Source organism: Ruegeria sp. CDSB013, assembly GCF_059611165.1.
Genome location: NZ_JBXWPA010000011.1, coordinates 127,806 through 151,479 on the forward strand (window position 1 = coordinate 127,806; position 23,674 = coordinate 151,479).

The following is a 23,674-nucleotide window of genomic DNA, read 5'->3' on the forward strand; positions in this document are numbered from 1 at the left end:
GGGTTCAACTCAAGAAAGACAGATTTCTGGCAAACCGAGGCGTAAAAATTACAAACTGCACCTAAGGAGCGTGTCATGTTCAAAGGCTCTATGCCAGCCCTCGTCACACCGTTTAGCAACGGCGAGTTGGACCTGAAGACGCTCAAACACTTGGTGGAATGGCAGATTCAGGAAGGCTCCACCGGGCTGGTTCCCGTTGGCACCACCGGCGAAAGCCCCACCTTGAGCCACGAAGAACATGAAACTGTTGTGGATGAGGTTGTAAGGGCTTCAGCTGGCCGTGTTCCCGTGATCGCAGGTGCTGGGTCAAACAACACTGTCGAGGCCATCCGGTTTGTGCAATTCGCGCAGAAAGTGGGTGCGGATGCAGCTCTGGTCGTGACGCCTTATTACAACAAGCCCACGCAAAAGGGTCTGCTGATGCATTTTCGCGCGCTGCATGATTGCGCGGATATTCCGATCATCATCTACAACATTCCCGGCCGTTCGATCATCGACATGACCCCTGAAACCATGGGTGAGTTGGCGAAACTGCCGCGCATCGTCGGTGTAAAGGACGCGACCGGCGATCTGGCACGTGTCAGCCAGCAGCGTGCCTCCTGCGGCCCGGACTTCTGTCAGTTGTCTGGCGAGGACGCGACTGCGCTAGGGTTCAACGCGCATGGCGGTGTGGGCTGTATCTCGGTCACCGCGAACGTCGCGCCCAAACTGTGTGCCGAATTCCAGCAGGCGACGCTGAACGGCGATTACACCAAGGCGTTAGAGTATCAGGACCGCCTGATGCCCCTGCACGAAGCGATCTTTATCGAGCCCGGCCTCGTGGGTGCCAAATACGCGCTCAGCAAATTGGGTCTGTGCAGCGAGGAAGTCCGCTCGCCCCTATCCGGGCTGGAAAGCAGCACCAAATCCGCGATAGACGCGGCGCTTCAGCACGCAGGTCTCATCTAGAACGAATTCAAAAGTGAAAAAAGGCGGCCTCGAACTTCGAGCGCCGCCTTTTTTTGTTCCGGATCCAGGCTTCATCTGGACCAAAATATCCCGGGGGAGTCGCGGCTTGTCGCGACGGGGGGCAGAGCCCCTATCGTTTTCCGTAATACAGTCCGACGACATGCTCGGCCTGTGCGAAGAACAACCAGCGTGACGTCGCTACACCGGCCAGATGGGAGAGCACTGCCAGCAGCGCGAAGAAATGGCCGAATGGCAACAGCAGCAGGACAACCGGTAGGACAAACGCCAACACAAACGAGATGATGCGCAGCTTTTCGGCATGTTTGCGGCCAACGACGTGAACGAATTCACGCAGCAAATAGTTGGTGCCGGTATGAGGAGGCTCGAATGCACGCACGGTGCCGCGATCGCCCAATCCTGTTGCGGTGCCCAGATTTGTTCCGGACTCCTCCAGAGCTTTGTCGCCCTTTTTCCAGTACAGGATCTGCACCAAAGCAGCGATCAGCAATAGCGGCAGCGCAACACGTGCCTGTCCGGCCAGCAGGGCACCGCCTGCCAGGCTGAAGCTGAGGAACATGGCCGGAGTCAGGTTCATATTCCAGCGGGGAATGGTTTTGAGCTGCGTGTAGATCATCGACGTGGTGAATACGGTCAGTAGCGAAAACAGCGCACCGATCCAGCCAAGAATGCTCCAGCGCTGGCCTAGGAAGATCACGCCAATCGCATAAAGCCCCATGACGATCAGAGCGATGACCGCGCACCAGCCTTCGCGGCTGAGCCAGCTGGTCTTCCATTGCGTAAACGCTTTCCAGGCCCGCTCGGGGTGGCCAAGGTGAAAGGTGGACGCCATCAACCCGCCAACGGACAGGGCGTAGGCGATCGCGAAAAAGACAAAAGCGACCCAGCCAGAGACGTCAGGCAGACCAAGCCCCAGAAAGAGCAACAGTCCAAAGCCAAGGCCCGACAGTGTCGTGAAGATGATAACGGAAGGTGCTGGATGCATCAGAGCTTCTCCAAAGTCTTGTCGAGCCAGCCAAGGAACCCTTTGGGTTCTTCAGCGACCGGGGCCAGCAGCGGGGCCAGGATGTCGATCTGATCTTCGACATTATCCTTGGGCCGGGGCGGCAGGTATTTGTTGACGGGCTTGGTGCCCATTTCCGGCATCAGGTCCATGCCACCGCGTTCGGCGACCAGTTTGCTGACATCGCTGTCCGCATCGCCCAGATCACCGAAGTGGCGCGCGCCTGCGGGGCAGGTGCGTACGCAGGATGGGACCCGGTCCACTTCCGGCAGGTTCTCGTTATAGATCCGGTCAACGCAGAGGGTGCATTTCTTCATCACACCTTCGGCTTGATCCAGTTCACGTGCGCCGTAGGGGCAGGACCAAGCGCACAGGCCGCAACCGATGCAGTCGCTTTCATTGACTAAAACGATGCCATCCTCGACCCGCTTGTAGCTGGCCCCTGTGGGGCAAACGGTGACGCAAGGTGCGTCCTCGCAGTGCAGGCAGGATTTGGGGAAGTGGATCAGCTGGGCATGACCTTCCGCAGGCTGCACCTCGTAAGAGTGCACCCGGTTCAGGAACGTGCCGGACGGGTTGGCGCCGTACGCGTCCTGATCGGATAGCGGCGCGCCGTAGTTTTCCGTGTTCCAGCCTTTGCATGAGATGACGCAGGCGTGGCAGCCAACGCAGGTGTCCAGGTCGATGACCAGACCCATCTTGCGGTCGGTGGATGTGGGGAGCTGGGTCATGACTACCTTGCCTCCGCTTTTTTGGTGAGGGCGGACTGGGGCGCTGCCCCAGACCCCGCGATATTTTTGGCCAGATGACGCAGGGATCGGGTCATTTGCCTACCTTCCATGCCAAATCCTTCGGTCCAGTTCCGACCGGAGATTCAATCGGTGGGAATTCCGGTTGGCTTTCCGCATCCGTTGGTGGGTCAGCTTTTTCGATCTTCACTTTCAGGTCGAACCATGCGGCCTGACCGGTGATGGGGTCAGAGTTGGCCCACCGCAGACCATCGCCCTTGGGCGGCAGCAGTTCGTGGATCAGGTGGTTCAGCAGGAAGCCCTTGGTGGCCTCGGGCGCGTCGTCTTGCAGCGCCCATGCGCCTTTGCGTTTGCCAATGGCGTTCCAGGTCCAGACGGTGTTCTCGTTCAGGGCCGCCATTTCCATGACCGGCACCGTGATCTCGCCATGCGGCGAGGTCACCTTGGCCCAATCACCGTCGCTCAGGCCATTCTCGCGCATCAGCTTAGTCGGAACATAAAGTGGGTTGCGGCCGTGCAACTGGCGCAGCCATGCGTTCTGGGTTCCCCAACTGTGATACATCGCCATGGGGCGCTGGGTCAGCGCGTTGACGGTGAAGCCCTCGTTGCCGGTCTGGTCGGTCTCGTACCAGATGGGCATCGGGTCCAATGTCTCTTTGATGCGTTCCCGCAGGTGTTCCGGGGGCTGACGTTCGCCATGGCCTTCGGCGGCAAGCTGGAACTTGCGCATCGGCTCGGAATAGAGCTGGAACAGGTATGGCTGCGGGCTGTCATAGATGCCCATGCCGACAGCCCAATCCTGATAGGCTGCGTTCCATGGTTTGTAGTAATCCGCGCCCTCGGGGATATGGGCCACGTAGAAGCCGCCGTTTTCGATATAGCGGTTCAACTGATCGGGGTTGACCTCACCCCGGCCTTCCTTGTCGCCGTTTTCACCACGGAAACCGGCAAGTGGGCCGATGCCGGGCTTGCGCTCGTGATTGACGATATAGTCGGCGTAATCTGTCCATTTGGCGCTGCCGTCTTCATTGGTGAAGCCCGGCAGCCCCAAGCGGTTGGCCAGTTCGACCAGCGCTGATTGGAAGCCTTTGACGTCCCGGTCGGGTTCAATCACCGGCCACCGGATTGCGTCGGCTGCAGCATCCGCTTCGCAGATCGGGCGATCAAGCAGCGAGATACAGTCGTGCCGTTCCAGATAGGTGGTATCCGGCAGGATCAGGTCGGCATAGGCCACCATTTCCGACGAATAAGCGTCGGAATAGATGATATGCGGGATTACGTAATCGCCGTTTTCATCCTTGTCCGTCAGCATTTCCATGACACCTTTGGTGTTCATGGATGAGTTCCAGGACATGTTGGCCATGTACATGAACAGCGTGTCGATCTTGTAGGGATCGCCCGCATGTGCGTTCGAGATCACCATATGCATCAGCCCGTGGCTGGACATCGGGTTGTCCCACGTAAATGCCTTGTCGATCCGCGCCGGGCTGCCGTCTGCCTTCAGCGCCAGATCCTCTGGCCCTTGAACAAAGCCCAGATGCGGGCCGTCCAGCGGCGTGTTCGGGGTCACCTTGCAGTGCGGTCTCGGGTGCGCCTCGACCGGTTTGGGATAGGGCGGTTTGAAGCGGAAGCCGCCGGGGACTTCGACTGTGCCAAGGATGATCTGCAACACGTGAAGTGCGCGGCAGGTCTGGAAACCGTTGGCATGAGCCGAGACACCGCGCATCGAGTGCATTGCAACCGGGCGACCGATCATCTTGGTGTGTTTTTCGCCGCGGAAATCAGTCCATTCGCGCTCCAACTCGAACGCCTCGTCAAAGGCAACGCGGGCCAACTCGCCCGCGATGGCGCGGATACGGGTGGCGGGGATGCCACACTGCTCGGCGATGTTCTCGGGCGCGTATTCGTCGCTGAGGTAGCGTTCGGCCATCAGATGGAACACGGGCCGGTGGGTGACGCCATCCTTCTCAAAGGTCGCCGACAGGTCGGGGCGGACACCCGGTTTGTCAAACGCCGTCAGCTCGCCCGTGTTGCGATCAACAACCAGCGGCTTACCATTCTCATCGCGCAGGAACAGACCCTTGGTGGGGCCTTCGGATGCGTCGATCAGCACCGGCGCGTTGGTGTAGCGGCTGAGATAGTCCAGATCGATCTTGCCGGCCTTCATCAGCACGTGGATCATCGACAGGATGAACAAACCGTCTGTGCCCGGAGTGATCCCGACCCAATCATCAGCCACCGCGTTATAGCCCGAGCGGATCGGGTTGACGCCGATCACCCGTGCGCCACGTGCCTTGATCTTGCCGATGCCCATCTTGATCGGGTTGCTGTCGTGGTCTTCGGCAACACCGAACAGCATGAACAGCTTGGTGTGATCCCAGTCAGGTTGGCCGAATTCCCAGAATGCTCCACCCATCGTGTAAATGCCGCCGGCGGCCATATTCACAGAACAGAACCCGCCATGTGCCGCATAGTTACAGGTGCCAAAGTTCTGTGCCCAAAAGCTGGTAAAGCTTTGGCTTTGGTCCCGACCTGTGAAAAATGCCAGTTTCTCGGGGTTGTCCTCGCGGATCGGCTTGAGCCAACCAACGGCGATGTCCAGGGCCTCGTCCCAACTGATCTCTTCGAACTTGCCCGAACCACGGGGCCCGACACGTTTCAGTGGGGCGCGCAGACGCGAGGGTGCATTGACCTGCATGATCCCTGCCGAGCCCTTGGCGCACAAGACGCCCTTGTTAACCGGGTGATCGCGGTTGCCTTCGATATAGGCGACCTTGCCGTCTTTCATGTGTACGTTGATGCCGCAGCGACAGGCGCACATGTAGCACGTTGTTTTTCTGACCTCATCAGAGACCTTGGGAGAGGTATTAATGATTGGCTGGTTCATTTCTGGTCCCTGTGGCTTTTGGTCCGATTATTCTCATGAGCAGAGATCAATCGGAACAGTATTTCGCTTTAGCCGGATTTACGAGGCGTCTGTCCGGGTTTTGGATGTTTCTGCTTGCACGGCTGTAACCGCGATCATGTGCAGAACGTCCTCGGCGGAGCATCCGCGTGAAAGGTCGTTGGCCGGTTTCGCCAGTCCCTGAAGGACCGGGCCGATTGCTTCGGCACCCCCAATACGCTGCGCGATCTTGTAGCCAAGGTTGCCTGCGTCGAGGTTCGGGAACACAAAGACATTTGCCTCACCGCGCAGGGGCGAATCCTTGGCTTTCTTTGCAGCCACCTCGGGGACGAATGCGGCGTCAAACTGCAGCTCGCCGTCGATCAACAGATCGGGGTCGGCCGATTTTGCAATCTGCGTGGCCTCGCTGACCTTCGTGACCTTCGGATGATTTGCGCTGCCGCCGGTGGAAAAGGACAGCATTGCAACGCGGGGCGTCTCATGCGTCAGCGCCTTGAAAGACGCGGCAGATGCCCGGGCGATTTCGGCCAGTTCCTGTTCGTTCGGATCAACGACCAGGCCGCAATCGGCAAAGATATGCGCTCCGCGGACCGTGTGGTGATCGCGGCAGTAGAGCATCAGGAAAAAGCTGGAAACCATGGTCGCGTCGGGCGCTTTGCCGATGATCTGCAAAGCGGCGCGCACTGTGGCCGACGTGGTCTCAACAGCTCCGCCGACGGTTCCGTCGGCATTACCGGTATGAACCAGCATCGCGGCATAGTTCAGGCGGTGTTTGATTTCTTCAGCGGCCTTTTCAGGCGTCATGCCCTTGTGCTTGCGCCGCTCGAAAAGCTCAGCTGCAAACGCTTCGGCATGGGGAGAGTCCGATGGATCGTGGATTTCGATGCCGTCGACATCCTGACCAGCCTGTTCGGCCAGCAGGGCAGTTACTTTGGCTTTGTCGCCAACCAGAATGATGCGCGCGACACCTTCCTTGCGGGCCTTCAAAGCACCTTCAACAACACGTGGATCATCGCCCTCAGCGAGGGCGATGATCTTGTCGGAGCTGCTGGCAGCTCCGAGAATTGTGCGTAGTGGCTTCACGCGATTATGCCCCGGCCGACGTATTCATGTCAGCCGCGTCGATACCGGCAACACGGACCGGCTTTTTCATGGCGTCGCGACGGAAGGGATCGCCCAGTTCCTGGTTGATCATGGCTTCGATCAGAGTGGTGATGCCATTTTTCTGGTCGATGATCGCCTGGTTCAGGGCCGCGGTCAGCTCGTCCTGAGTGCGTGCAACGACGCCTTTCAGACCACATGCGGTTGCGATACCGGCATAAGAGACCTGTTGGTCCAGTTCGGTGCCAACAAAGTTGTCGTCGAACCACAGGGTCGAGTTGCGCTTTTCAGCGCCCCACTGGTAGTTGCGGAAAACGATCTGGGTCACGGCGGGCCATTCTTCGCGGCCAATCGCGGTCAGTTCGTTCACAGCGATACCAAATGCGCCGTCACCCGAGAAACCGACAACCGGAACGTCCGGGCAACCAATTTTCGCGCCAACAACGGCAGGCAGGCCGTAACCACAGGGGCCAAACAGACCAGGTGCCAGGTACTTGCGGCCTTCTTCGAAGGACGGGTACGCGTTACCGATGGCGCAGTTGTTGCCGATATCGGACGAGATGATTGCCTCGGTCGGCAGCGCCGCTTGAATTGCGCGCCATGCCATGCGGGGGCTCATCCAGTCGGGCTTAGCGGCACGTGCACGCTCGTTCCAGGTGGTGCCCGGATCGTCGTTCTCGTGGGTCAGCGAGCTCAGTTCTTGCGCCCAAGCCGATTTGGTGGTGGCGATCAGGTTCTTGCGGTCTTCGCGACCTGCTTCACCGGCGTTGTCGCCCAGACGTTCCAGCAGACCTTCGGCCACTTTCTTGGCGTCACCGACGATGCCAACGGTCACGTCTTTGGTCAGGCCGATACGATCAGGGTTCAGGTCAACCTGAATGATCTTGGCATCGGTCGGCCAGTAGTTGATGCCGTAGCCAGGCAAGGTCGAGAACGGGTTCAGACGAGTGCCCAGAGCCAGAACAACGTCCGCTTTGGCGATCAGTTCCATACCTGCTTTCGAGCCGTTATAGCCCAACGGACCGGCAAACAGCGGGTGCGAGCCGGGGAAGGCGTCGTTGTGCTGATAGCCAACGCAGACCGGTGCGGTCAGACGTTCGGCCAGATCGGCGGATGCAGGGATCGCGCCGGACAGAACAACGCCAGCACCGTTCAGGATGACCGGGAATTTGGCGTCGGACAACAGGGCTGCGGCTTCGTCCAGTGCTTCGTTGCCGCCAGCAGTCGCGGCGAATTCGACGATCTTGGGCAGCTCGATGTCGATGACCTGAGTCCACATGTCGCGCGGGATGTTCATCTGAGCAGGTGCCGAAGCACGCTTGGCTTGCAGGATGACGCGGTTCAGAACTTCGGCGACACGGCTGGGGTCACGCAGTTCTTCCTGGTAGGCAACACAGTCCGCAAACATGCGCATCTGTTCCATTTCCTGGAAGCCACCCTGACCGATGGTCTTGTTGGCTGCCTGCGGAGTGATCAGCAGAACCGGGGTGTGGTTCCAGTATGCGGTTTTAACGGCAGTCACAAAGTTGGTGATGCCGGGGCCGTTCTGCGCGATCATCATCGACATCTTGCCGGTGGCACGGGTGTAGCCGTCCGCCATCATGCCGCCGGAACCTTCGTGGGCGCAGTCCCAGAAATTGATGCCTGCAGCCGGGAAGATATCCGAGATCGGCATCATCGCCGAGCCGATGATACCGAACGCATGTTCGATACCGTGCATTTGCAGAACCTTAACAAAGGCCTCTTCAGTGGTCATTTTCATCTGAGTGTTCTCCGCACAATTGAAGAAAGGTTCGGGCACAGCACCCGCCTTTGATACGGTTTTGGCGCAAGGGGCGAAGCGGCGTTAGGGCCAGAACGTTAGGCGGGATATGTCCAGAGTCGTGCTAGGCGGATCGGATGGCGTCCGCGATCAGTTTCACCCCCGGCCCGATGCGGTCCCGGCCAATGGACGAGTATCCAAGGCGATAGAAGTTGTGCGGTCGGTGCAACCCATTGAAGAACGGGGCGCCTGGTTCGATATGGACGCCCTGGCTCTGCAGCTTTTGGGCAAGTTTGGTCGTGTCCACACGCTCGGGGGCCGACATCCAAAGAGACGAGCCGCCCATGATTCCGCGTCCGGCAGCGGTAAGCCCGTACTGTTCGACTGCAGCATCCAACGCTTCGCGGCGCCGGGCCAGAGTCTTGGACATACGCCGAATCTGAGCATCGTAATGGCCCAGGGACAGGAAATAGGCCGCAGTGCGCTGGATATGGCCCGGCGGGTGGCGCAGCACCAAAGAACGCAAGGCTCGTGCCTCGCGGATAAAGGGCTCGGACCCAACAATGTAGCCTAGCCGCAATCCGGGAAACAGCGACTTCGAGAAGCTGCCCACATAGATCACCCGTCCGTCGCGATCCATTGACTTGAGGGCCGGGGACGGGGATCCCAGAAAGGCCATTTCAAACTCGTAATCGTCCTCGACCACCATGGCGTCCAGTTCGCGGGCGCGTTTCAGCAGCTCGTAGCGGCGTTCAACGGGCATGGTTGCCGTTGTCGGGCTTTGATGGCTGGGGGTGGTGAAAATTACGTCTGTTTCGTCAGGTAGCGCATCCGGGGTCAGGCCGTCGCTGTCGACGGCCAGTGGCGACACCTTGCAATCGGAGTGATTCAACAGATCCCGCAGCGCATAGTAACAGGGGTCTTCAATCACCGCTGTGCGGTTGCGGTTCAAAAGAATGCGTGAGGCCAGCCACAGTGCGTTTTGCGCGCCCATAGTGATCAAGATCTCTTCGGGGCGGGCGGCGATTCCACGGCGCGGCAACGTGTGACGGGCGATGAATTCGATCAGCAGCGGATCATCCTGATCCATGTAGTCCCCGGTCAGGGATGCAAAATCCTTGTGACCCAACGCGCGGACCGCGCAGAGACGCCAGTTGGCGTGGTCAAACAATTTCCGATCTGCCTGACCATAGATGAAAGGGTATTTGTAATCGCGCCAATTACTGGGCTTGGGCAGCACGTCCCCGTCCGAGAACCTGCGTGCGAGTGCCGTGTCCCAGTCGACATTTTCATCGCGTTTTTGCACAGGCGAATACTTGGGTGGCACGGGCGCGTTTTGCGAGACGAAATACCCCGACCGGCCTTTGGCAGTCAGGTAGTCATTGGCCAGAAGTTCCGTATACGCCAATGTCACCGTGATCCGGCTAACACCTAGGTGTGCCGCCAGTTTACGAGACGAGGGCAGCTTTTCCCCAACGTGGAACCGGCCAGACAGGATGCCTTCGGCAATCATCTGCTGGATCTGCGCCTGCAGCGTGCCCTGTCCGTTCAATTCCAGAAAGAATGTGTCGACCGATATTCCCATAGCGCCTTATAGGGTGGACTTAAGGCGAGGGCAATCTGGACTTAATCTCGTCTCGAGAATTCGTGAACAAGGCGCTTGACGAAAAAGAACGACTCACCTAAATAACTAGAAATTTAGTTTAATGGAGAAGTCAGATGTGGGAAACAGCTGCAGCAGGATTCTCGGCCATGGGCTCTGAAGCGCGACTGAAGGTTCTCAAGACATTGGTTCGGGCTGGTGAGGCGGGGTTGACCGTTGGGGAAATCCAGAACCGCACAGGCATTGCGCCTTCGACATTGGCCCATCACCTGCGGTTTCTCGCGGCCGGCGGTGTTGTCGAGCAAGAGAAAATCGGGCGCGCCACCATCAACCGCGCAAATTATGAAGAATTGAGAGGCCTCGCGCAGTTCATTCTTAGCGAATGCTGCGCGGACGAAGTGGGAAAGGCTGCGAACGATGGCTGAGCTGACACAAAACCCAAAGGCACCCGCAAAGGTTGCCGTCGATCTGATCAAAACCCCATGGGCGGTGATCGTGGCCATTCTGGCGCTTGTGGCTGTCCTTGACCCCGGCAATTGGGGAGAGGTTGTAACCTTTGCGGGTAAAGCCCTTGCCCATACGGGCCAGTACATTCTGTTCGCCGTCTTGCTGCTGTCTTACCTCAAGGCGACAGGTGCCGAAGTGATGGTTGCGCGCGCCTTTGAGGGGCGCGAGACGCGGATGATCTTTCTGGCCGCAGTCTTCGGCGGCCTCGCACCGTTCTGTTCTTGCGAAGTCATTCCGTTTATTGCTGGTCTGCTGGCACTTGGTGCGCCATTGTCGGCTGTCATGGCGTTCTGGCTCAGCTCGCCCTTGATTGATCCACCTACCCTGTTGATCACGGCAGGCGCATTGGGTTGGCCATTTGCAATCGGCAAGGCCATTGCAGCTGTCGCATTGGGTCTGTTTGGGGGCTTTGCCGTCCGTGCCCTGATGCGAGGTGGTGCGTTTGCCCAGCCTCTGCGCGAATACAAACCGGCTGGCTGCGGATGCGGACCTAAAACAGAGGACAAACCTGTCTGGAAGTTCTGGCAGGTACCCGAGCGTCGTCAGCGCTTCCGGTCCGAGTTCATTCACAACAGCCTGTTTCTGTTGAAATGGTTGGCTCTGGCCTATGTGCTCGAGGCGCTGTTGGTCAGCTATGTGCCCGCCGATCTGATCGCGCGCGTTGTCGGCGGTGACGGTGTTGTACCCATTGTCATTGCCGCGTTGGTCGGGATGCCCGCTTACCTGAACTCCTACGTCGCGCCGCCGCTGCTGGCAGGCCTGATGGAACAGGGGATGAGCGCTGGGGCCGCGATGTCCTTCATGGTCGCGGGTGCCGTCAGTTCGATCCCGGCAATGGCCGCGGTCTGGTCATTGGTCAAACCACGGGTCTTTGCGACCTATCTGGGGCTGGGGATCACTGGGGCCATCACCGCTGGCATTCTGTTCCAGATGATCTGAAATCAAACCCGCCCGGTGCACTTGGCGGGCGGGTTTTTTTATCCGGTTTCGCAGTGGCGCGGCAGTTTGAACCGATACCGCGCTTCACCACTATCAACATACACTCGTTTTTCGATGCAGGCCGTGGTGCCAACGGTTTGTGAGACCGGAGCGTCGGTAGAAGTGACCGAGGTCGCAGACCCGTCCGGCAGTCGGACCGAAGCAATGACGCCGTTCTTGAGGTCCCCGTTGATGGGTGTCGCTGACAAGACGTTGACGGTCATGAATGCCTCATGCTCGTGCTCGCCGCTGTCGTTGAAGATCAGCAAACCAGCAGCGACGGCAACAAGACCAACACCGCCTGCCACGGGCAAACCCCAGGTCTTCAGGAAGGCATAGATCGAAACGGCGCGATGCGGTCCAAATAGTTTGGAAAGAACGTTCAGCATGGCTTTCTCGTAAAAAAAAGCCCCGGTCCGTTCAGGCCGAGGCTGTCTGTGCCTTAGGAGCGCGGATCGTCTTCGTCTTCGTCGTCGGCACCGCCTTTGGGCAGGTTGAAGAAGCTGTCCGCGTCGAGGATTGGTTCTTCTTCTTTTTCTTCCGCAGGGTCGTCCGACAGCGAGAAGGTTTCCAGACCTTCGATGGCAGTCGGGATCTTCGGCGCCGCGTCCATTTCCAGCGATTGTTCGGTCGAGACCAGCTTGCGGCGCTCGTCATCGCTCATGACGCCACCTTCGGCAGCTTTCTTGGCTGCGGCCTTCTGCACGATCGCGTCCAGTTCGGACTGTTTGCACAGACCCAGGGCAACGGGGTCGATCGGCTGCATGTTGGAAATGTTCCAGTGGGTCCGTTCACGGATCGACTGGATGGTCGGCTTGGTGGTGCCCACCAGCTTGGCGATCTGACCGTCGCTGAGTTCCGGGTGGAACTTGACCAACCACAGGATCGAGTTCGGACGGTCCTGACGCTTGGACAGCGGGGTATAGCGCGGACCGCGACGCTTTTCCTCGCCGCTTGCAGCGGGGTTGAACTTGAGCTTCAGCTTGTGCAGCGGGTTGTTCTGCGCCGTGTCGATCTCGTCCTGGGTCAGCTGGTTGTTGGCGATGGGGTCAAAGCCTTTCACGCCAGCGGCCACATCGCCGTCTGCGATGCCCTGCACCTCAAGCTCGTGCATGCCTACGAAATCCGCGATCTGCTTGAAGCTGATCGTGGTGTTGTCCACCAGCCATACGGCTGTTGCCTTGGCCATAAGCGGTTTTGCCATCAGCCCGTCTCCTATAAATACATCTTTCCCGTCGCCGGAATTCGGCGGCCCCTTTTTTGGGGCAGGTTTCCGTTGTCGGGGAACTTGGTCCGTATATAGTCGCGCCAAGGCAAGAAGGGAAGAGGCGAATGCGCTGGGTTGTTTTGGGGCTGGTTTCGTGGATTTTCGGTGCAATGGCGGCGCTGGGCGATGGCGAAAAGGCAGGCGAGTTTGACTACTACGTCTTGTCGCTTAGCTGGTCGCCCAACTGGTGCGCCCGCGAAGGCGACGCGCGCGGATCGGATCAATGCGACACTCGGCATGACCATGGCTGGATCCTGCATGGTCTGTGGCCTCAGTACCATCAGGGCTGGCCCGCCTTCTGCCGCACGCCCGAGGCACCGCCATCGCGCGCTATGTCACGCAAAATGACGGATATTCAGGGCAGTTCCGGTCTGGCGTGGCATCAGTGGAAAAAGCACGGGACCTGCTCGGGCCTCAGCGCGTCCGACTATTATGCGCTGTCCCGGCAGGCGTATGAGGCGGTTGAGCGTCCTCAGGTATTCCGCAAGCTGGACGCCTCGGTCAAACTGCCTGCATCGGTCGTGGAAGAAGCATTTCTGAAAGCCAACCCCGGCCTTGAGCGCGACATGATCACTGTGACCTGCAAGCAGGGCTATATAGAAGAGGTCCGCCTGTGCCTGTCGCGCGACCTTGAACCCGTGCCTTGTGGGCGAGACGTGATCCGAGATTGTACCGCCAAAGACGCCCTGTTTGATCCGATTCGTTAGAGCTTCTTGTTCTGGCAGTCCCGGGCATATTCCAGCGCTTTGGCCGTGCCTTTTAGATCAATCGCCATCACCGTCTCACCTGCGGGGTTGTAGACCGTCATGGTCTTGTTCTGCGCAATCGCATTCACGAAGCTGCGGTCGGTGAAAAACACGGTTGCGCCTGGCACATCGCGCTGATTGAAGCCGATGGCAGTGGCATTATAGCTTTTGCCGTCCAGATCGAACCGGATCGGATAACTCTCACCCTGTTTGATGTCGCCCCACGCCTTGTTGTAGACGGCGAAATACCCGCGATTGTCCAGCGCGTCATAGCCCAGCCGCACGACTGAGAGGTCTTGGTAGATCGTCTGGATCAGGCATCCATTCCCCAGCGCGGGGTCCATCATAATGTTCCAGCCCTCGATAAAGCCTTTGTCGATCAGTTCCTGCGAAAACGCGGCGGTGGCTGTAAAGGCGGTAAGCGCGAGGGCAAAAAGGCGTTTCATAACAGTTTCCAATATCAAATGGATAAGGTCGAAGCCATAGTACACGCCGCGTGAAGGAGGCAAAGGCCATTCTTGATTGATGCGACCGCGAACAAAGACCTATGTGCATAGTGGAACCCGGCTATGCCTCGCAGGGCGAACGCTTGAAACTCGGCCGCGGCACAATAGTTTTCGCTCCATAAAATTAAGGAGCGTGCCATGCCGCAACATCCAAGAACATTTTCTCACATCGGATTGTCCGTCCCAAACGTTGACGAGGCTGTAAAGTTCTACTCTGAAGTCCTTGGTTTTTACGTAATCATGCCACCAACGGACGTGGTAGAGGATGACACGGATATCGGTGTCATGTGCACTGATGTGTTTGGTCCGGAATGGAAAAAACTGCGTATTGCGCATCTCGCGACCGCTGATCGCGTTGGTTTTGAGCTATTCGAGTTTCACGGGAATTATGTGCCTGAAAACAATATCGATTTTCGCCAGAATGGTACGTTCCATTTTTGCGTCCAGGACCCGGATGTCGAAGGCCTGGTAGAAAAAATCGTGGCGGCCGGCGGCAAACAACGGATGCCGATCCGATACTATTATCCCGGTGAGAAACCCTATCGCATGGTCTACGTCGAAGACCCATTTGGTATCGTCTTTGAGATATACAGCCATTCCTATGAATTGACGTATTCGTCGGGTGCTTACACCTGACAATCGGAACAGACCTTGGTGTGCAACCGGAAGAGGCGAATCCTTTCCGGTTGTCGCCGTATCGCAAGGCTCAGAGTTCTTTTCGTGCCCTCAGCGCCGCCGTAATCGTCCCGTCGTCCAGATAATCAAGCTCGCCCCCAATCGGAACACCCTGCGCCAGTGAGGTCAGGCGGACCTGTCCCTCCAACTGATCCGCGATGTAGTGGGCGGTGGTCTGGCCATCGACAGTGGCATTTAGGGCCAGAATGACCTCAGAAATCCCTTCGGCCATCACCCGATCCTTGAGTCGGGGAATGCGCAGTTCGTCCGGTCCGACCCCATCCAGAGCCGACAATGTGCCGCCCAAAACGTGATAGCGACCCTTGAAAACTGCAGCGCGTTCCATCGCCCAGAGATCAGCCACATCTTCGACCACGCACAACTCTCCGGTCGCGCGATCCTCGCTATCGCAGATGTCGCAGATATCGGTGGTGCCCACGTTGCCGCAATTCAGGCATTCGCGGGCGGTGGCAGCCACCTGCTGCATTACGTCCGACAGGGGCGTCAGCAGCAGGGCGCGCTTTCGGATCAGGTGCAGCACTGCGCGGCGGGCCGAGCGGGGGCCGAGGCCGGGCAGTTTGGCCATCAGGTCGATCAGATTGTCGATATCGCTGTTCGAACTCACGGCGTGCGCTCCTGCAAAAGGGCCGGACAGGGGTGCCCGGCCTTTGGGTCGTCAGGAGTGTCTATCAGAACGGCAGCTTGATGTCTGCGGGCAGACCCATGCTTTCGGTCAGCCTTGCCATCTCGGCCTGAGAGCGCTCGGCCGCTTTGGTTTGCGCGTCCTTGATAGCGGCCAGAATCAGATCTTCGACAACTTCCTTATCGTCGCCGTTGAAGATCGACGGATCGATGTCCAAACCCTTCAGCTCGCCTTTTGCGGTGGCGGTGGCCTTCACCAGCCCCGCACCGGATTCGCCCACAACCATCATGTTGTTCAGCTCTTCCTGCATATCCGTCATCTTGGTCTGCAAATCCTGTGCGGATTTCATCATCTTGGCCATATCGCCCAGACCGCCGAGTCCTTTGAGCATTTACTGTCTCCTAAATTGTGATCGCCTTAGGCGAACATATACAGCGTAAAGTGTCATCGACGCACATAGCGCAATTGTCAGCCCTATGAACAGGCTGGAATGACCGATGCACCCGATGTCTGCCGCCGATCTACGCGAGTCATCCATCAAGTCGTCGACAAAAATGTGAGCCGCCCAAATCGCCCAAGCGAAGGACGTCGCCAATGCGATCCATAGGTTTCCGCGCCAGATTGCTATAGCAGACAACACCAGCAAGACCATGGATACCGGATGCAAGGTGAGAGCAACTGCTTCGACCAATTCGCTAACCGGTTCGCCATCCCAGCCAGGGTTAAATACTTCGCATGCTTCGTAGTAGACCGCATCGATGTGTGCAAAGTGCAGCTGTTAATCCTCCTCGAACGGGTCCCATTCGTCTTCGACCTCAGGCAGGGCTTCGGTTTCGACCTTGGCGGCGCGTTCTTCCGGGGTTTCGATCCGTTTGATGCGCGCTTTGGGGAACTGCATCAGAACGGCTTGAACCAGTGGGTGTTGTTCGGCCTGCGCTTTCAACGCCAGATCAGCCGCGTCTCGAACCTCGGCGATTGTTGCCGCGTCCCCGTCGGCCACGATTGAGACGGCCCATCGGTTTCCGGTCCAGCGTTGCAAGGCTGAACCAAGCCTTTGCGCCAGATCGGTCGGCGCTTTGTCCGTTGGCGTGAACTCGATCCGTCCCGGGGAATACGAGACGAGACGCACGCCGTTTTCGACCTCAACCAACAGTTTTACGTCCCGGTTGGTACGGATCAACTCGACTACGTGTTCGAAGGTTGGATAGCGTGCCAGCGCGGTCTGGATGTCCTGGGCAAGCGCTGCGGTGGGTGCCCCTGCCGGCCCGCGCTGGGCCGAGAGATGCGTAGAGGATGTCGCCTGCGTAGGTGCATGAGTTGGCACAGCCACACCACCGCCAGGTCCCCCGCTTGGTGGGGGGGGAGGTGCATCCTGTAGTCGTTTGATAAGTTCTTCGGGGCTTGGTAAATCGGCCACATGGGTCAGACGAATGATTGCCATTTCGGCGGCCATCATCGCGTTGGGTGCTGCGGAGACCTCCTCCAGCGCTTTCAGCAACATCTGCCACATGCGCGTCAACACCCGCATTGGCAGCGCCTCGGCCATCTGTTGACCACGCGCACGTTCATCCGGTGAGACGGTGGGGTCATCGGCGGCATCGGGCGTGATTTTGACCACGGAAACCCAATGGGTGATCTCGGCCAGATCGCGCAGAACGGCCAGCGGATCGGCCCCTTCGGCATACTGGCCGCTCAACTCGGTCAATGCTCCAGCCGCATCACCGCGCAGGATCATGTCCATCAGATCCAGCACGCGCCCGCGATCTGCAAGGCCCAGCATTGCCCGAACCTGATCGACGCTGGTTTCCCCGGCACCATGTGAAATCGCTTGATCCAACAGCGATGTTGCATCGCGGGCAGACCCTTCGGCCGCGCGCGTGATCAAAGCAAGCGCGTCTTCTGCGATCTGCGCATTCTCAGCCGCTGCGATCTTGTTGAGAAGGCCAATCATGTCTTCGGGTTCGATCCGGCGCAGGTCAAACCGCTGGCATCGTGACAGCACTGTCACTGGAACTTTGCGAATCTCGGTCGTCGCAAAGATGAATTTTACGTGCTCGGGCGGTTCTTCAAGCGTTTTGAGCAGGGCATTGAAGGCGCTGGTCGACAGCATGTGAACTTCGTCGATGATATAGATCTTGTAGCGCGCACTGGCGGCACGATATCGGACACTGTCGATAATCTCGCGAATGTCGTTCACACCGGTCCGGCTGGCGGCGTCCATCTCCATCACGTCGACATGGCGTCCTTCCATGATGGCAATGCAATGCTCGCACTGGCCACAAGGTTCGGTCGTTGGTTTGCCTTCACCATCGGGACCGATGCAGTTCATACCTTTGGCGATAATCCGGGCAGTGGTGGTTTTACCTGTACCGCGAATGCCGGTCATGATGAAGGCTTGCGCGATCCGATCCGCTTCGAACGCATTTTTTAGCGTGCGCACCATTGCGTCCTGTCCAACCAGATCTGCAAAGGTTTCGGGGCGGTACTTGCGGGCAAGAACCTGATAGGCGGGGCTGGGCGTTTCGGTCATGTCTGCTCTGTCAGATTCGTGTCAGAAATGTAGCGTAGAGACCCGGGCCGCTCGCGTCCACAGCAGGCTTCGTGGAATTTCGGTTTGGACTGCGTCTGTAAGCGGGATAAACCGGCTGTCAAAACCTGGTAAGCCGGTGGCAGTAGGAGCATAAGCTTTGGCAAAATTTGCAATCTACGCACTGCCTGTTGGCTCAGGCACTTTGGCGTTGTCCCCCTTGCCTGGCGGCGGCGGCGGGTATGTGGATGATCTGAGGGTGATACAGGACTGGAACCCTGATCTGGTGATTTCAATGACCACTGAGGCCGAGATGCAGCAGGTCGGTGCAGGCAGTTTTGGTAGAGACGTTCAAAGCAGACCCGCGACCTGGGTGCATCTTCCGATCGAGGATTTTGGCACGCCGCCCCTGCCAATCGAAACTCTTTGGCCTCAAGCCAGCGCAGCCGCCCGGCAGGTGCTGTCCGAGGGTGGACGCGTGCTGGTGCATTGCCGGGGCGGTTGTGGGCGGTCGGGGATGGTCGCGCTTAGGCTCATGGTGGAAAGCGGTGAAGACCCAAACCACGCGCTAATCCGGTTACGCTTGGCTCGACCCTGCGCGGTGGAAACGGATGAGCAGATGGCCTGGGCCATGAAGCCGACCCAGAGCGATCGGTGAAGCAAAATCAGGCTGTTGCTTGCTGCACGATGTGCTGTGACGGTCGCGGCGCAAGTGCCGATGCCTCGAGCATTGCGCAAGGCAAGGCGGTCAATACACCTGTTGGCAGAGTGGCGAATTCAGGGCTGAACATCATATCGGCGTAGTCGTCCAACATATCTGCCGAGTCGTCTGCGTTCGCGCCGCAATAGACCCTGATCCGGGACGGGCTAGCGCGAAACCGAGCCGTGCAGCCCTCGCCGCAATGGGTCAGTTCGCTGGAACCGTCCACCTCAAATTCGCTGGTCGTCATTGGTTGTGCTGTTGCCATCGCCTCGGCCAAGGCCCGAGCCATTTGTGCCAATGCGGGGCAGGTTTTCCCCGTTTTCTGGCACAGGGTGGCGGTGAACTCGTGGGTCGTTGTCTTCCAGATCATAATGCGCCCTCCGCGCGGTGAGCGGGGGACGTGGAACAGGTGTTTCAGTCAACTGAAGACCTGCCCGGACACCCCGCCCGAGTTTCGGTTTTTACTTTGATGGCAGGTCTCCTGACTTGCGGGTCATTGCTTTGCCGACCTTCCCAGCCTTTCGGCCAGTGGTTTTTCGGCATTGCTTACCGCTTACAGTTGCGGGGGCAGTCGCGGCCTTGGTCCGTTCCGGCATTGCCGGGCTGGACCGCACCGAGTTCCCTTTTCATCCCGCCCCAATATAAGGACGAGAACCATCACCTCATCGCTAGCGGTTGTAGGTGGCTTGAGTCAAGCGGGCTGTTTTCCATCGTTCAAGTGGACGCTTGGTCACTTTGAAAATCTGTTGACTCTAGTCGCGCAAAAGCGCCGATATGCCATATGTGAACCGAATAGTTCAGATGCTTGCGAGGGCACCATGTTGGACAACACTCCGGTCGTTTTGACCGAAGATTTCACGTTTTCTGCCGGAGAGGCCGAACTGTCGGCACGGCTGTATATGCCTGCCTCGGCACCTGATGTGGCGGTTGTAGTCCATGCAGCCACAGGCGTACCGCGCGACTATTACCAGCATTTTGCGCGGTGGCTGGTGGAAGAACAGGGTATGGCCTGTCTGACCTATGACTATCGCGATTTTGGCCACTCTCTAAAGGGGCGTCTGCGCGATTCGCAGGCCACGATGGCCGATTGGGCGTTGATCGACATGCCCGCTGCCCGCACTGAAATGCGGCGCAGGTTTCCTGTCGCGCAACAGTGGAGCATTGGCCATTCGGTGGGTGGAATGCTGGGGCCAATTCAGCCCGATATTGAGCAGATCGACCGGATGATCTGTGTCTGTTCAGGTTTGGTGACGGTATCCGACCACCCCTGGCCGTATCGCGCACTGGCGACAATGTTCTGGTATGCCCACCCGCCATTGCTGGTTAAGGCATTGGGATACCTGCCGGGAAAGGCACTTGGGTTCGGCTCGGACCTTCCGGCACGTGTCTACTGGCAGTGGCGCAAATGGTGCACCGCTGCGCTGAGCTACGTGCCGGATATCGGCAAAAGCCTTCCAGACGCCCGTTGGGCTGCGTCGGAAACACCCGTCGATCTGTTCACAATGGACGATGATCAGGTGGTGCCCCCGAACGCGGTTTGGCGCCTGGCCGATCTTTACGGTCCCAAAGCCCGCCGGCATCAGTTGTCGCCGAAAGACTTTGGATTGGCCGGGGTCGGTCACATCGGCGCATTTGCGCGCCGAAATGCGGCCATATGGCCCCGGTTAATCGCCTGAGCCGGTACTTACAGCTTTTTTCGGGATTTCTTGTCCTGCATCACCGATCGTACCATCTTACCAAAGGCCTTGTCGCGCGCACGAGACTGCGCCACGGTTTCCGAGTTCCTCTCATCCTCGCGCCGCAGCTTTCGCCAGCGCTCTAACCGCTCAGCGTCCAGTGTTCCGTTGGAAATCGCATCCTGCACGGCGCAGCTCGGCTCGGCCTGATGCTGACAATCGGAAAAGCGGCAGGTCTGAGCCAATTCAAGAATGTCGGAAAAGACCTCATCGACGCCATCTTGTGCATCCAGCAACCGCAAAGCCCGCATGCCGGGTGTATCGATCAACCAGCCTCCGTTCTGCATCGGATGCAACGCGCGGGCAGTTGTCGTGTGCCGCCCGCGCGCGTCGTCCTCGCGAATGCCGGAGGTTGCCTCATCCAGGCCCGTCATGGCGTTGACCAATGTTGTCTTGCCGACACCGGATGAGCCGACCAGTGCAGCGGTCTGCCCGGTGGGGCACCAGGACAGAACTTGCTGAACGTCCATGGCATCCAAAGCATTGATTGCCAGCACGGTCAGAAACGGAGACAGCGACACGGCCGCTTTGGAGTATTTATCAGGATCGGTGCAGGTATCGGCCTTGGTTAGTATGACGACCGGATAGCACCCGGCCTGATGTGCCAAAGCCAAATACCGTTCCAGCCGGGCCAGATTGAAGTCGGCATTGCAGGAACTGACGATGAACAGCACATCCACATTGGCGGCGATCAACTGGGCCTCGGCCCCAGTTCCGGCGGCGCGGCGTTTCAAAAGGCTGCGGCGTTCCAGCAGCTGTTGAACGCGGTTATGATCATCCGCCAATACCCAGTCGCCGACGGCGAAGTCGCCCGTCGGCTGGGCCAGGGTGAGCAGAGGTGTTTCACCGTTGATGTTTGCACCGATCAGACGATCACGGTGAACGGCTGTGATGCGAAAGGGAACGCACGAAGGATTGGCCGCATGTTGGGCGGCAAAGTGTGAGGACCATCCCAGGTCCGAAAGTGTAAAGGACATTGTTCTGCATGTGTTCAGGTACAGCAAGCCGTCTGGATGGCGGTCGCGCAATCAGCGGTGATGTGTTCAGGCAGGTGTGAGGGTCGGCCTCAGAAACGCTCTGCCCAAAGGGTTTTTGCTACAATCATAAAAGCCCTCCTGTGGCTAGCGGTTCAAGTAAGTGAGAGGTTGGACATCGACCCAAGCGGGGCTCGTTGTGGCTGCTTCCTTCCGGACCTGACCAGGTTGGCGAGGCGCTCGCCCGCGCCAACCTCTCGAAAATCGATATAGGGAAGACACGCAGAAATGACAACCCGTCACAGTGTGAGTTGAATGCGCAAAAACCCTTCGGCATCCGTGCCAGCCAGCTTTGCGCTAAACTCTGCGATGTCCGCGAGGTGACACTGTGCCTTTGGACCGGTCTTCAACAGGACAGAGGACCCCGGCATGGGCGCAAAACGGAATGGGCAGGGACCTTGTTCCAGCGATTCTGTGGGCATTGCACCGGTCAGGTAGCCCTTCAATGCGTGTTGGATCGGCAAGGCTGGAACGTTGATGACTTCGGCGTCTTGTATGAACGGAAAATGTCCACCGCCGCTGGCGCGGTAATTGTTCAGTGCAACGACAAAGCGGTGTTCGGCCGTCACCGCGTGGCCTTGGAAACGAAGATCTGAGATGCGCCGGTATGCCGGATTTACCAGTCGCCCTTCCGCATCGAACCGAGGCGGTACGCTGAGGTCGATCACGTAGCTTAGCCCGAACAGAACATCGAAATTGTGTCCGGCTCGATCAGGATTGACCAATTCAGTTTGCGCGCCGGGTTTCACCTGATTGAAAACGCCCGCAGACATTTCAAGCCAATCTCTGATGTGCTCTCCTGACACCGCGACCGAACGAAGTTCGTTTGGAAAGATGTTCAGATCGGCCACGTGGCGCATGCGCATTACGCCCGCAGGAATGTCCGAGTAAAAGCGAGGCCCGGCGCGACCACCGAATTTCGAAGGCGCTACGGCAGACAGCAATGGTGTCGCTTCATGGGGTGTGCCCTTCAGGATCTGGCGCACGGTCGAAGCCTGTGCTGCGGCCACCATCGCAAGCCCTCGATCCTTGGCGCAAAAGCTGAAATAGCTGTGCAGGCTCTGATCCGTATGCCCAATCGGTTCCGCGGCCCGTTTTCGTGTTGCGGAATGCACATCTGAAAACATCGCTACCAACAGCGGGTCTTCGGCCGCCGGGTCAGCACCTGAGACCGGGCGCAGTTCAGTGCGATGAGCCGCGACCGACCAACCCTTTTCCGTCGTGGCAGTCAGCGTCAGATCAATCACGCCAAGATGAGATCCGGCAGATCCCGGCATGACAACAGGTGTGCCATGCACCATACCGCCAGTGGCATCGACGTGTTCCAGCCCAGCGTGTGACTTCCCCGGCAGGGTCAGATGCGTGTGCCCGGCGATGATGGCGTCAATGCCCTCAATCGCGGCAAGGGGGATTATCGCGTTTTCAAGATCGGGCGCGGGGTCGACGTACCCCAGCCCTGTATGGGCTAGCGCGATGATCACGTCGCAGCCGTGGGATCGAAGCTCTGACACTTTAATGCGCGCGCAGGTCAGAATGTCGTCTATCCGGACGTCATTACCCAGCCGATGAGATTCCCATTTCCGGGTCTGCGGCGGAACCACCGAGAAGACGCCGACGGTTAGCGAGGCTTGGTGCCCCGCGACCTCAACCCGGCGGGTTAGAACTGCCTGATCCTGCCAGACTTCGTTGGCGCCCGGGCGATGAACATTGCTGCAAACCACCGGGCAGGGGGCCTGTGAAAGTATGCGATCCAGTATGTTCCCTTCGAACCCGAAATCATGATTGCCTAACCCGATCGCATCATACTCTAGCGCGCCAAGGGCCTGCATCAGCGCATGCGGCTTATCAGTTTGCTCGGCGGCCAGGTCCCCAACCGGAGTTCCCTGCAGCGAATCGCCATTGTCAAAAAGTAACACAACCGAGCCTTCCGCCTGCGCCTCAGTTCGGGCTTCACGGATCAGGCTGGCGGTTCGAGCCAGGCCGATTGTGGGTTCAGGGGTGTCAGAATAGTAATCAAAACCCCTCAAGTTCATATGAAGATCCGTGGTGGCCAGTATTCGGATCTGCACGGTCTGCGATGGCAGAGAAGGGGAAGGTTTCAAATTTCTACTTTTGGCAGTTTTGTCTTAGTTATTTTCAACAAAAAGATTAATCACAGTGAATTGCAAGGCTTAGCTGTGTTCATTCGATGGCGACCTGTGATTTTGGAGGTGAAACACCGTTGCAACTGATTGGCCGACATGGCAGCCCTGTGCGGACAAGC

General features: G+C 58.4%; 22 protein-coding genes, 1 other RNA gene and 1 riboswitch. Of the genes, 7 read left to right on the forward strand and 16 right to left on the reverse strand.

The annotated features are described in order from the left end of the window. Window positions 1-75: 75 nt before the first annotated feature. A complete protein-coding gene (gene dapA / locus AC2FJF_RS18035; RefSeq protein WP_496726599.1) occupies window positions 76-948 on the forward strand; it encodes a 4-hydroxy-tetrahydrodipicolinate synthase in 873 nt (290 codons plus the stop codon). 130 nt (window positions 949-1,078) lie between these two features. On the opposite strand, the gene AC2FJF_RS18040 is transcribed toward dapA, so the two are convergent. From AC2FJF_RS18040 to pdxR, 6 genes are all read right to left on the reverse strand, one after another. Beyond that, on the reverse strand, window positions 1,079-1,951 hold the full coding sequence (locus AC2FJF_RS18040; protein WP_496726600.1) for a dimethyl sulfoxide reductase anchor subunit family protein: 873 nt from the start codon (window positions 1,949-1,951) through the stop codon (window positions 1,079-1,081). Then, window positions 1,951-2,700: a 4Fe-4S dicluster domain-containing protein gene (locus AC2FJF_RS18045; protein ID WP_058279787.1), complete on the reverse strand. Its 750-nt coding sequence runs from the start codon at window positions 2,698-2,700 to the stop codon at window positions 1,951-1,953. Before AC2FJF_RS18045 ends, AC2FJF_RS18040 begins: the two co-directional genes overlap by 1 nt. A gap of 91 nt (window positions 2,701-2,791) precedes the next feature. Then, complete coding sequence (locus tag AC2FJF_RS18050; protein ID WP_496726601.1) at window positions 2,792-5,605, reverse strand: molybdopterin oxidoreductase family protein; 2,814 nt, start codon at window positions 5,603-5,605, stop codon at window positions 2,792-2,794. Between the two features lie 78 nt (window positions 5,606-5,683). Then, entirely contained in the window at window positions 5,684-6,706 is a 1,023-nt protein-coding gene (gene pta / locus AC2FJF_RS18055; protein WP_496726602.1) for a phosphate acetyltransferase, read from the reverse strand. A gap of 4 nt (window positions 6,707-6,710) precedes the next feature. Then, on the reverse strand, window positions 6,711-8,486 hold the full coding sequence (xsc, locus tag AC2FJF_RS18060) for a sulfoacetaldehyde acetyltransferase (RefSeq protein ID WP_496726603.1): 1,776 nt from the start codon (window positions 8,484-8,486) through the stop codon (window positions 6,711-6,713). Window positions 8,487-8,610: 124 nt separating this feature from the next. Then, window positions 8,611-10,071 carry a MocR-like pyridoxine biosynthesis transcription factor PdxR gene (gene pdxR, locus AC2FJF_RS18065; RefSeq protein ID WP_496726604.1) on the reverse strand — a complete coding sequence of 487 codons (1,461 nt, stop codon included), beginning with the start codon at window positions 10,069-10,071 and terminating at the stop codon, window positions 8,611-8,613. 134 nt (window positions 10,072-10,205) lie between these two features. Between pdxR and AC2FJF_RS18070 the strand changes: the two genes are divergently transcribed. Both AC2FJF_RS18070 and AC2FJF_RS18075 read left to right on the forward strand, forming a co-directional pair. After that, window positions 10,206-10,514, forward strand: a complete 309-nt coding sequence (locus AC2FJF_RS18070) for an ArsR/SmtB family transcription factor (RefSeq protein WP_058272522.1) — start codon at window positions 10,206-10,208, stop codon at window positions 10,512-10,514. Beyond that, on the forward strand, window positions 10,507-11,535 hold the full coding sequence (locus AC2FJF_RS18075) for a permease (RefSeq protein ID WP_109310704.1): 1,029 nt from the start codon (window positions 10,507-10,509) through the stop codon (window positions 11,533-11,535). Before AC2FJF_RS18070 ends, AC2FJF_RS18075 begins: the two co-directional genes overlap by 8 nt. Window positions 11,536-11,573: 38 nt before the next feature. Here the strand turns inward: AC2FJF_RS18075 and AC2FJF_RS18080 are convergent, their stop codons facing one another. Both AC2FJF_RS18080 and AC2FJF_RS18085 read right to left on the reverse strand, forming a co-directional pair. Continuing rightward, complete coding sequence (locus tag AC2FJF_RS18080) at window positions 11,574-11,963, reverse strand: hypothetical protein (RefSeq protein WP_109310705.1); 390 nt, start codon at window positions 11,961-11,963, stop codon at window positions 11,574-11,576. A 53-nt stretch (window positions 11,964-12,016) separates the two neighbouring features. Further along, window positions 12,017-12,778 (reverse strand): DUF1013 domain-containing protein, encoded by a 762-nt coding sequence (locus AC2FJF_RS18085; protein WP_496726605.1) that lies wholly within the window; start codon window positions 12,776-12,778, stop codon window positions 12,017-12,019. A 128-nt stretch (window positions 12,779-12,906) separates the two neighbouring features. On the opposite strand from AC2FJF_RS18085, the gene AC2FJF_RS18090 reads away from it, so the two are divergent. Beyond that, window positions 12,907-13,548: a ribonuclease T2 family protein gene (locus tag AC2FJF_RS18090; RefSeq protein ID WP_496726606.1), complete on the forward strand. Its 642-nt coding sequence runs from the start codon at window positions 12,907-12,909 to the stop codon at window positions 13,546-13,548. Here AC2FJF_RS18090 and AC2FJF_RS18095 read toward each other — a convergent pair. Then, window positions 13,545-14,033 (reverse strand): hypothetical protein, encoded by a 489-nt coding sequence (locus tag AC2FJF_RS18095; RefSeq protein WP_496726607.1) that lies wholly within the window; start codon window positions 14,031-14,033, stop codon window positions 13,545-13,547. The two genes, AC2FJF_RS18090 and AC2FJF_RS18095, sit on opposite strands and share 4 nt — an antisense overlap. Before the next feature lie 198 nt (window positions 14,034-14,231). Between AC2FJF_RS18095 and AC2FJF_RS18100 the strand changes: the two genes are divergently transcribed. Beyond that, window positions 14,232-14,729, forward strand: a complete 498-nt coding sequence (locus AC2FJF_RS18100) for a lactoylglutathione lyase family protein (RefSeq protein ID WP_496726608.1) — start codon at window positions 14,232-14,234, stop codon at window positions 14,727-14,729. A gap of 70 nt (window positions 14,730-14,799) precedes the next feature. Here the strand turns inward: AC2FJF_RS18100 and recR are convergent, their stop codons facing one another. The 3 genes from recR to AC2FJF_RS18115 all read right to left on the reverse strand — a co-directional run bounded on the left by recR (window position 14,800) and on the right by AC2FJF_RS18115 (window position 17,941). Then, the gene (gene recR / locus AC2FJF_RS18105; protein WP_496726609.1) at window positions 14,800-15,393 is read right to left on the reverse strand and encodes a recombination mediator RecR; all 594 of its coding nucleotides are present in this window, start codon (window positions 15,391-15,393) and stop codon (window positions 14,800-14,802) included. Window positions 15,394-15,457: 64 nt separating this feature from the next. Then, the gene (locus AC2FJF_RS18110; protein ID WP_496726610.1) at window positions 15,458-15,802 is read right to left on the reverse strand and encodes a YbaB/EbfC family nucleoid-associated protein; all 345 of its coding nucleotides are present in this window, start codon (window positions 15,800-15,802) and stop codon (window positions 15,458-15,460) included. Between the two features lie 387 nt (window positions 15,803-16,189). Next, a complete protein-coding gene (locus AC2FJF_RS18115) occupies window positions 16,190-17,941 on the reverse strand; it encodes a DNA polymerase III subunit gamma/tau (protein ID WP_496726611.1) in 1,752 nt (583 codons plus the stop codon). 157 nt (window positions 17,942-18,098) lie between these two features. On the opposite strand from AC2FJF_RS18115, the gene AC2FJF_RS18120 reads away from it, so the two are divergent. Then, entirely contained in the window at window positions 18,099-18,596 is a 498-nt protein-coding gene (locus tag AC2FJF_RS18120) for a protein-tyrosine phosphatase family protein (RefSeq protein ID WP_496726612.1), read from the forward strand. Window positions 18,597-18,603: 7 nt separating this feature from the next. Here the strand turns inward: AC2FJF_RS18120 and AC2FJF_RS18125 are convergent, their stop codons facing one another. Continuing rightward, on the reverse strand, window positions 18,604-19,011 hold the full coding sequence (locus AC2FJF_RS18125; RefSeq protein WP_496726613.1) for a hypothetical protein: 408 nt from the start codon (window positions 19,009-19,011) through the stop codon (window positions 18,604-18,606). A gap of 84 nt (window positions 19,012-19,095) precedes the next feature. Then, window positions 19,096-19,315, reverse strand: a riboswitch (cobalamin riboswitch). Window positions 19,316-19,459: 144 nt separating this feature from the next. On the opposite strand from AC2FJF_RS18125, the gene AC2FJF_RS18130 reads away from it, so the two are divergent. Next, entirely contained in the window at window positions 19,460-20,317 is an 858-nt protein-coding gene (locus AC2FJF_RS18130; protein ID WP_496726615.1) for an alpha/beta hydrolase family protein, read from the forward strand. 8 nt (window positions 20,318-20,325) lie between these two features. Here the strand turns inward: AC2FJF_RS18130 and rsgA are convergent, their stop codons facing one another. From rsgA to AC2FJF_RS18145, 3 genes are all read right to left on the reverse strand, one after another. Continuing rightward, window positions 20,326-21,354, reverse strand: coding sequence for a ribosome small subunit-dependent GTPase A (gene rsgA / locus AC2FJF_RS18135; RefSeq protein WP_496726616.1), 1,029 nt, complete (start codon window positions 21,352-21,354; stop codon window positions 20,326-20,328). A 158-nt stretch (window positions 21,355-21,512) separates the two neighbouring features. Then, window positions 21,513-21,611, reverse strand: an RNA gene (gene ffs, locus AC2FJF_RS18140) — signal recognition particle sRNA small type. A gap of 39 nt (window positions 21,612-21,650) precedes the next feature. Then, window positions 21,651-23,513 carry a bifunctional 2',3'-cyclic-nucleotide 2'-phosphodiesterase/3'-nucleotidase gene (locus AC2FJF_RS18145; protein ID WP_496726617.1) on the reverse strand — a complete coding sequence of 621 codons (1,863 nt, stop codon included), beginning with the start codon at window positions 23,511-23,513 and terminating at the stop codon, window positions 21,651-21,653. Window positions 23,514-23,674 lie beyond the last annotated feature (161 nt).

Bases quoted from the DNA above. Each gene is read 5' to 3' on its own strand.
- rsgA (WP_496726616.1), bottom strand. From the start codon at position 21,354: ATGTCCTTTACACTTTCGGACCTGGGATGGTCCTCACACTTTGCCGCC.
- AC2FJF_RS18095 (WP_496726607.1), bottom strand. From the start codon at position 14,033: ATGAAACGCCTTTTTGCCCTCGCGCTTACCGCCTTTACAGCCACCGCC.
- AC2FJF_RS18045 (WP_058279787.1), bottom strand. From the start codon at position 2,700: ATGACCCAGCTCCCCACATCCACCGACCGCAAGATGGGTCTGGTCATC.
- AC2FJF_RS18080 (WP_109310705.1), bottom strand. From the start codon at position 11,963: ATGCTGAACGTTCTTTCCAAACTATTTGGACCGCATCGCGCCGTTTCG.
- dapA (WP_496726599.1), top strand. From the start codon at position 76: ATGTTCAAAGGCTCTATGCCAGCCCTCGTCACACCGTTTAGCAACGGC.
- AC2FJF_RS18100 (WP_496726608.1), top strand. From the start codon at position 14,232: ATGCCGCAACATCCAAGAACATTTTCTCACATCGGATTGTCCGTCCCA.
- AC2FJF_RS18125 (WP_496726613.1), bottom strand. From the start codon at position 19,011: ATGATCTGGAAGACAACGACCCACGAGTTCACCGCCACCCTGTGCCAG.
- AC2FJF_RS18130 (WP_496726615.1), top strand. From the start codon at position 19,460: ATGTTGGACAACACTCCGGTCGTTTTGACCGAAGATTTCACGTTTTCT.
- AC2FJF_RS18040 (WP_496726600.1), bottom strand. From the start codon at position 1,951: ATGCATCCAGCACCTTCCGTTATCATCTTCACGACACTGTCGGGCCTT.
- AC2FJF_RS18075 (WP_109310704.1), top strand. From the start codon at position 10,507: ATGGCTGAGCTGACACAAAACCCAAAGGCACCCGCAAAGGTTGCCGTC.
- AC2FJF_RS18090 (WP_496726606.1), top strand. From the start codon at position 12,907: ATGCGCTGGGTTGTTTTGGGGCTGGTTTCGTGGATTTTCGGTGCAATG.
- AC2FJF_RS18115 (WP_496726611.1), bottom strand. From the start codon at position 17,941: ATGACCGAAACGCCCAGCCCCGCCTATCAGGTTCTTGCCCGCAAGTAC.
- AC2FJF_RS18050 (WP_496726601.1), bottom strand. From the start codon at position 5,605: ATGAACCAGCCAATCATTAATACCTCTCCCAAGGTCTCTGATGAGGTC.
- xsc (WP_496726603.1), bottom strand. From the start codon at position 8,486: ATGAAAATGACCACTGAAGAGGCCTTTGTTAAGGTTCTGCAAATGCAC.
- pdxR (WP_496726604.1), bottom strand. From the start codon at position 10,071: ATGGGAATATCGGTCGACACATTCTTTCTGGAATTGAACGGACAGGGC.
- AC2FJF_RS18085 (WP_496726605.1), bottom strand. From the start codon at position 12,778: ATGGCAAAACCGCTTATGGCCAAGGCAACAGCCGTATGGCTGGTGGAC.
- AC2FJF_RS18070 (WP_058272522.1), top strand. From the start codon at position 10,206: ATGTGGGAAACAGCTGCAGCAGGATTCTCGGCCATGGGCTCTGAAGCG.
- AC2FJF_RS18110 (WP_496726610.1), bottom strand. From the start codon at position 15,802: ATGCTCAAAGGACTCGGCGGTCTGGGCGATATGGCCAAGATGATGAAA.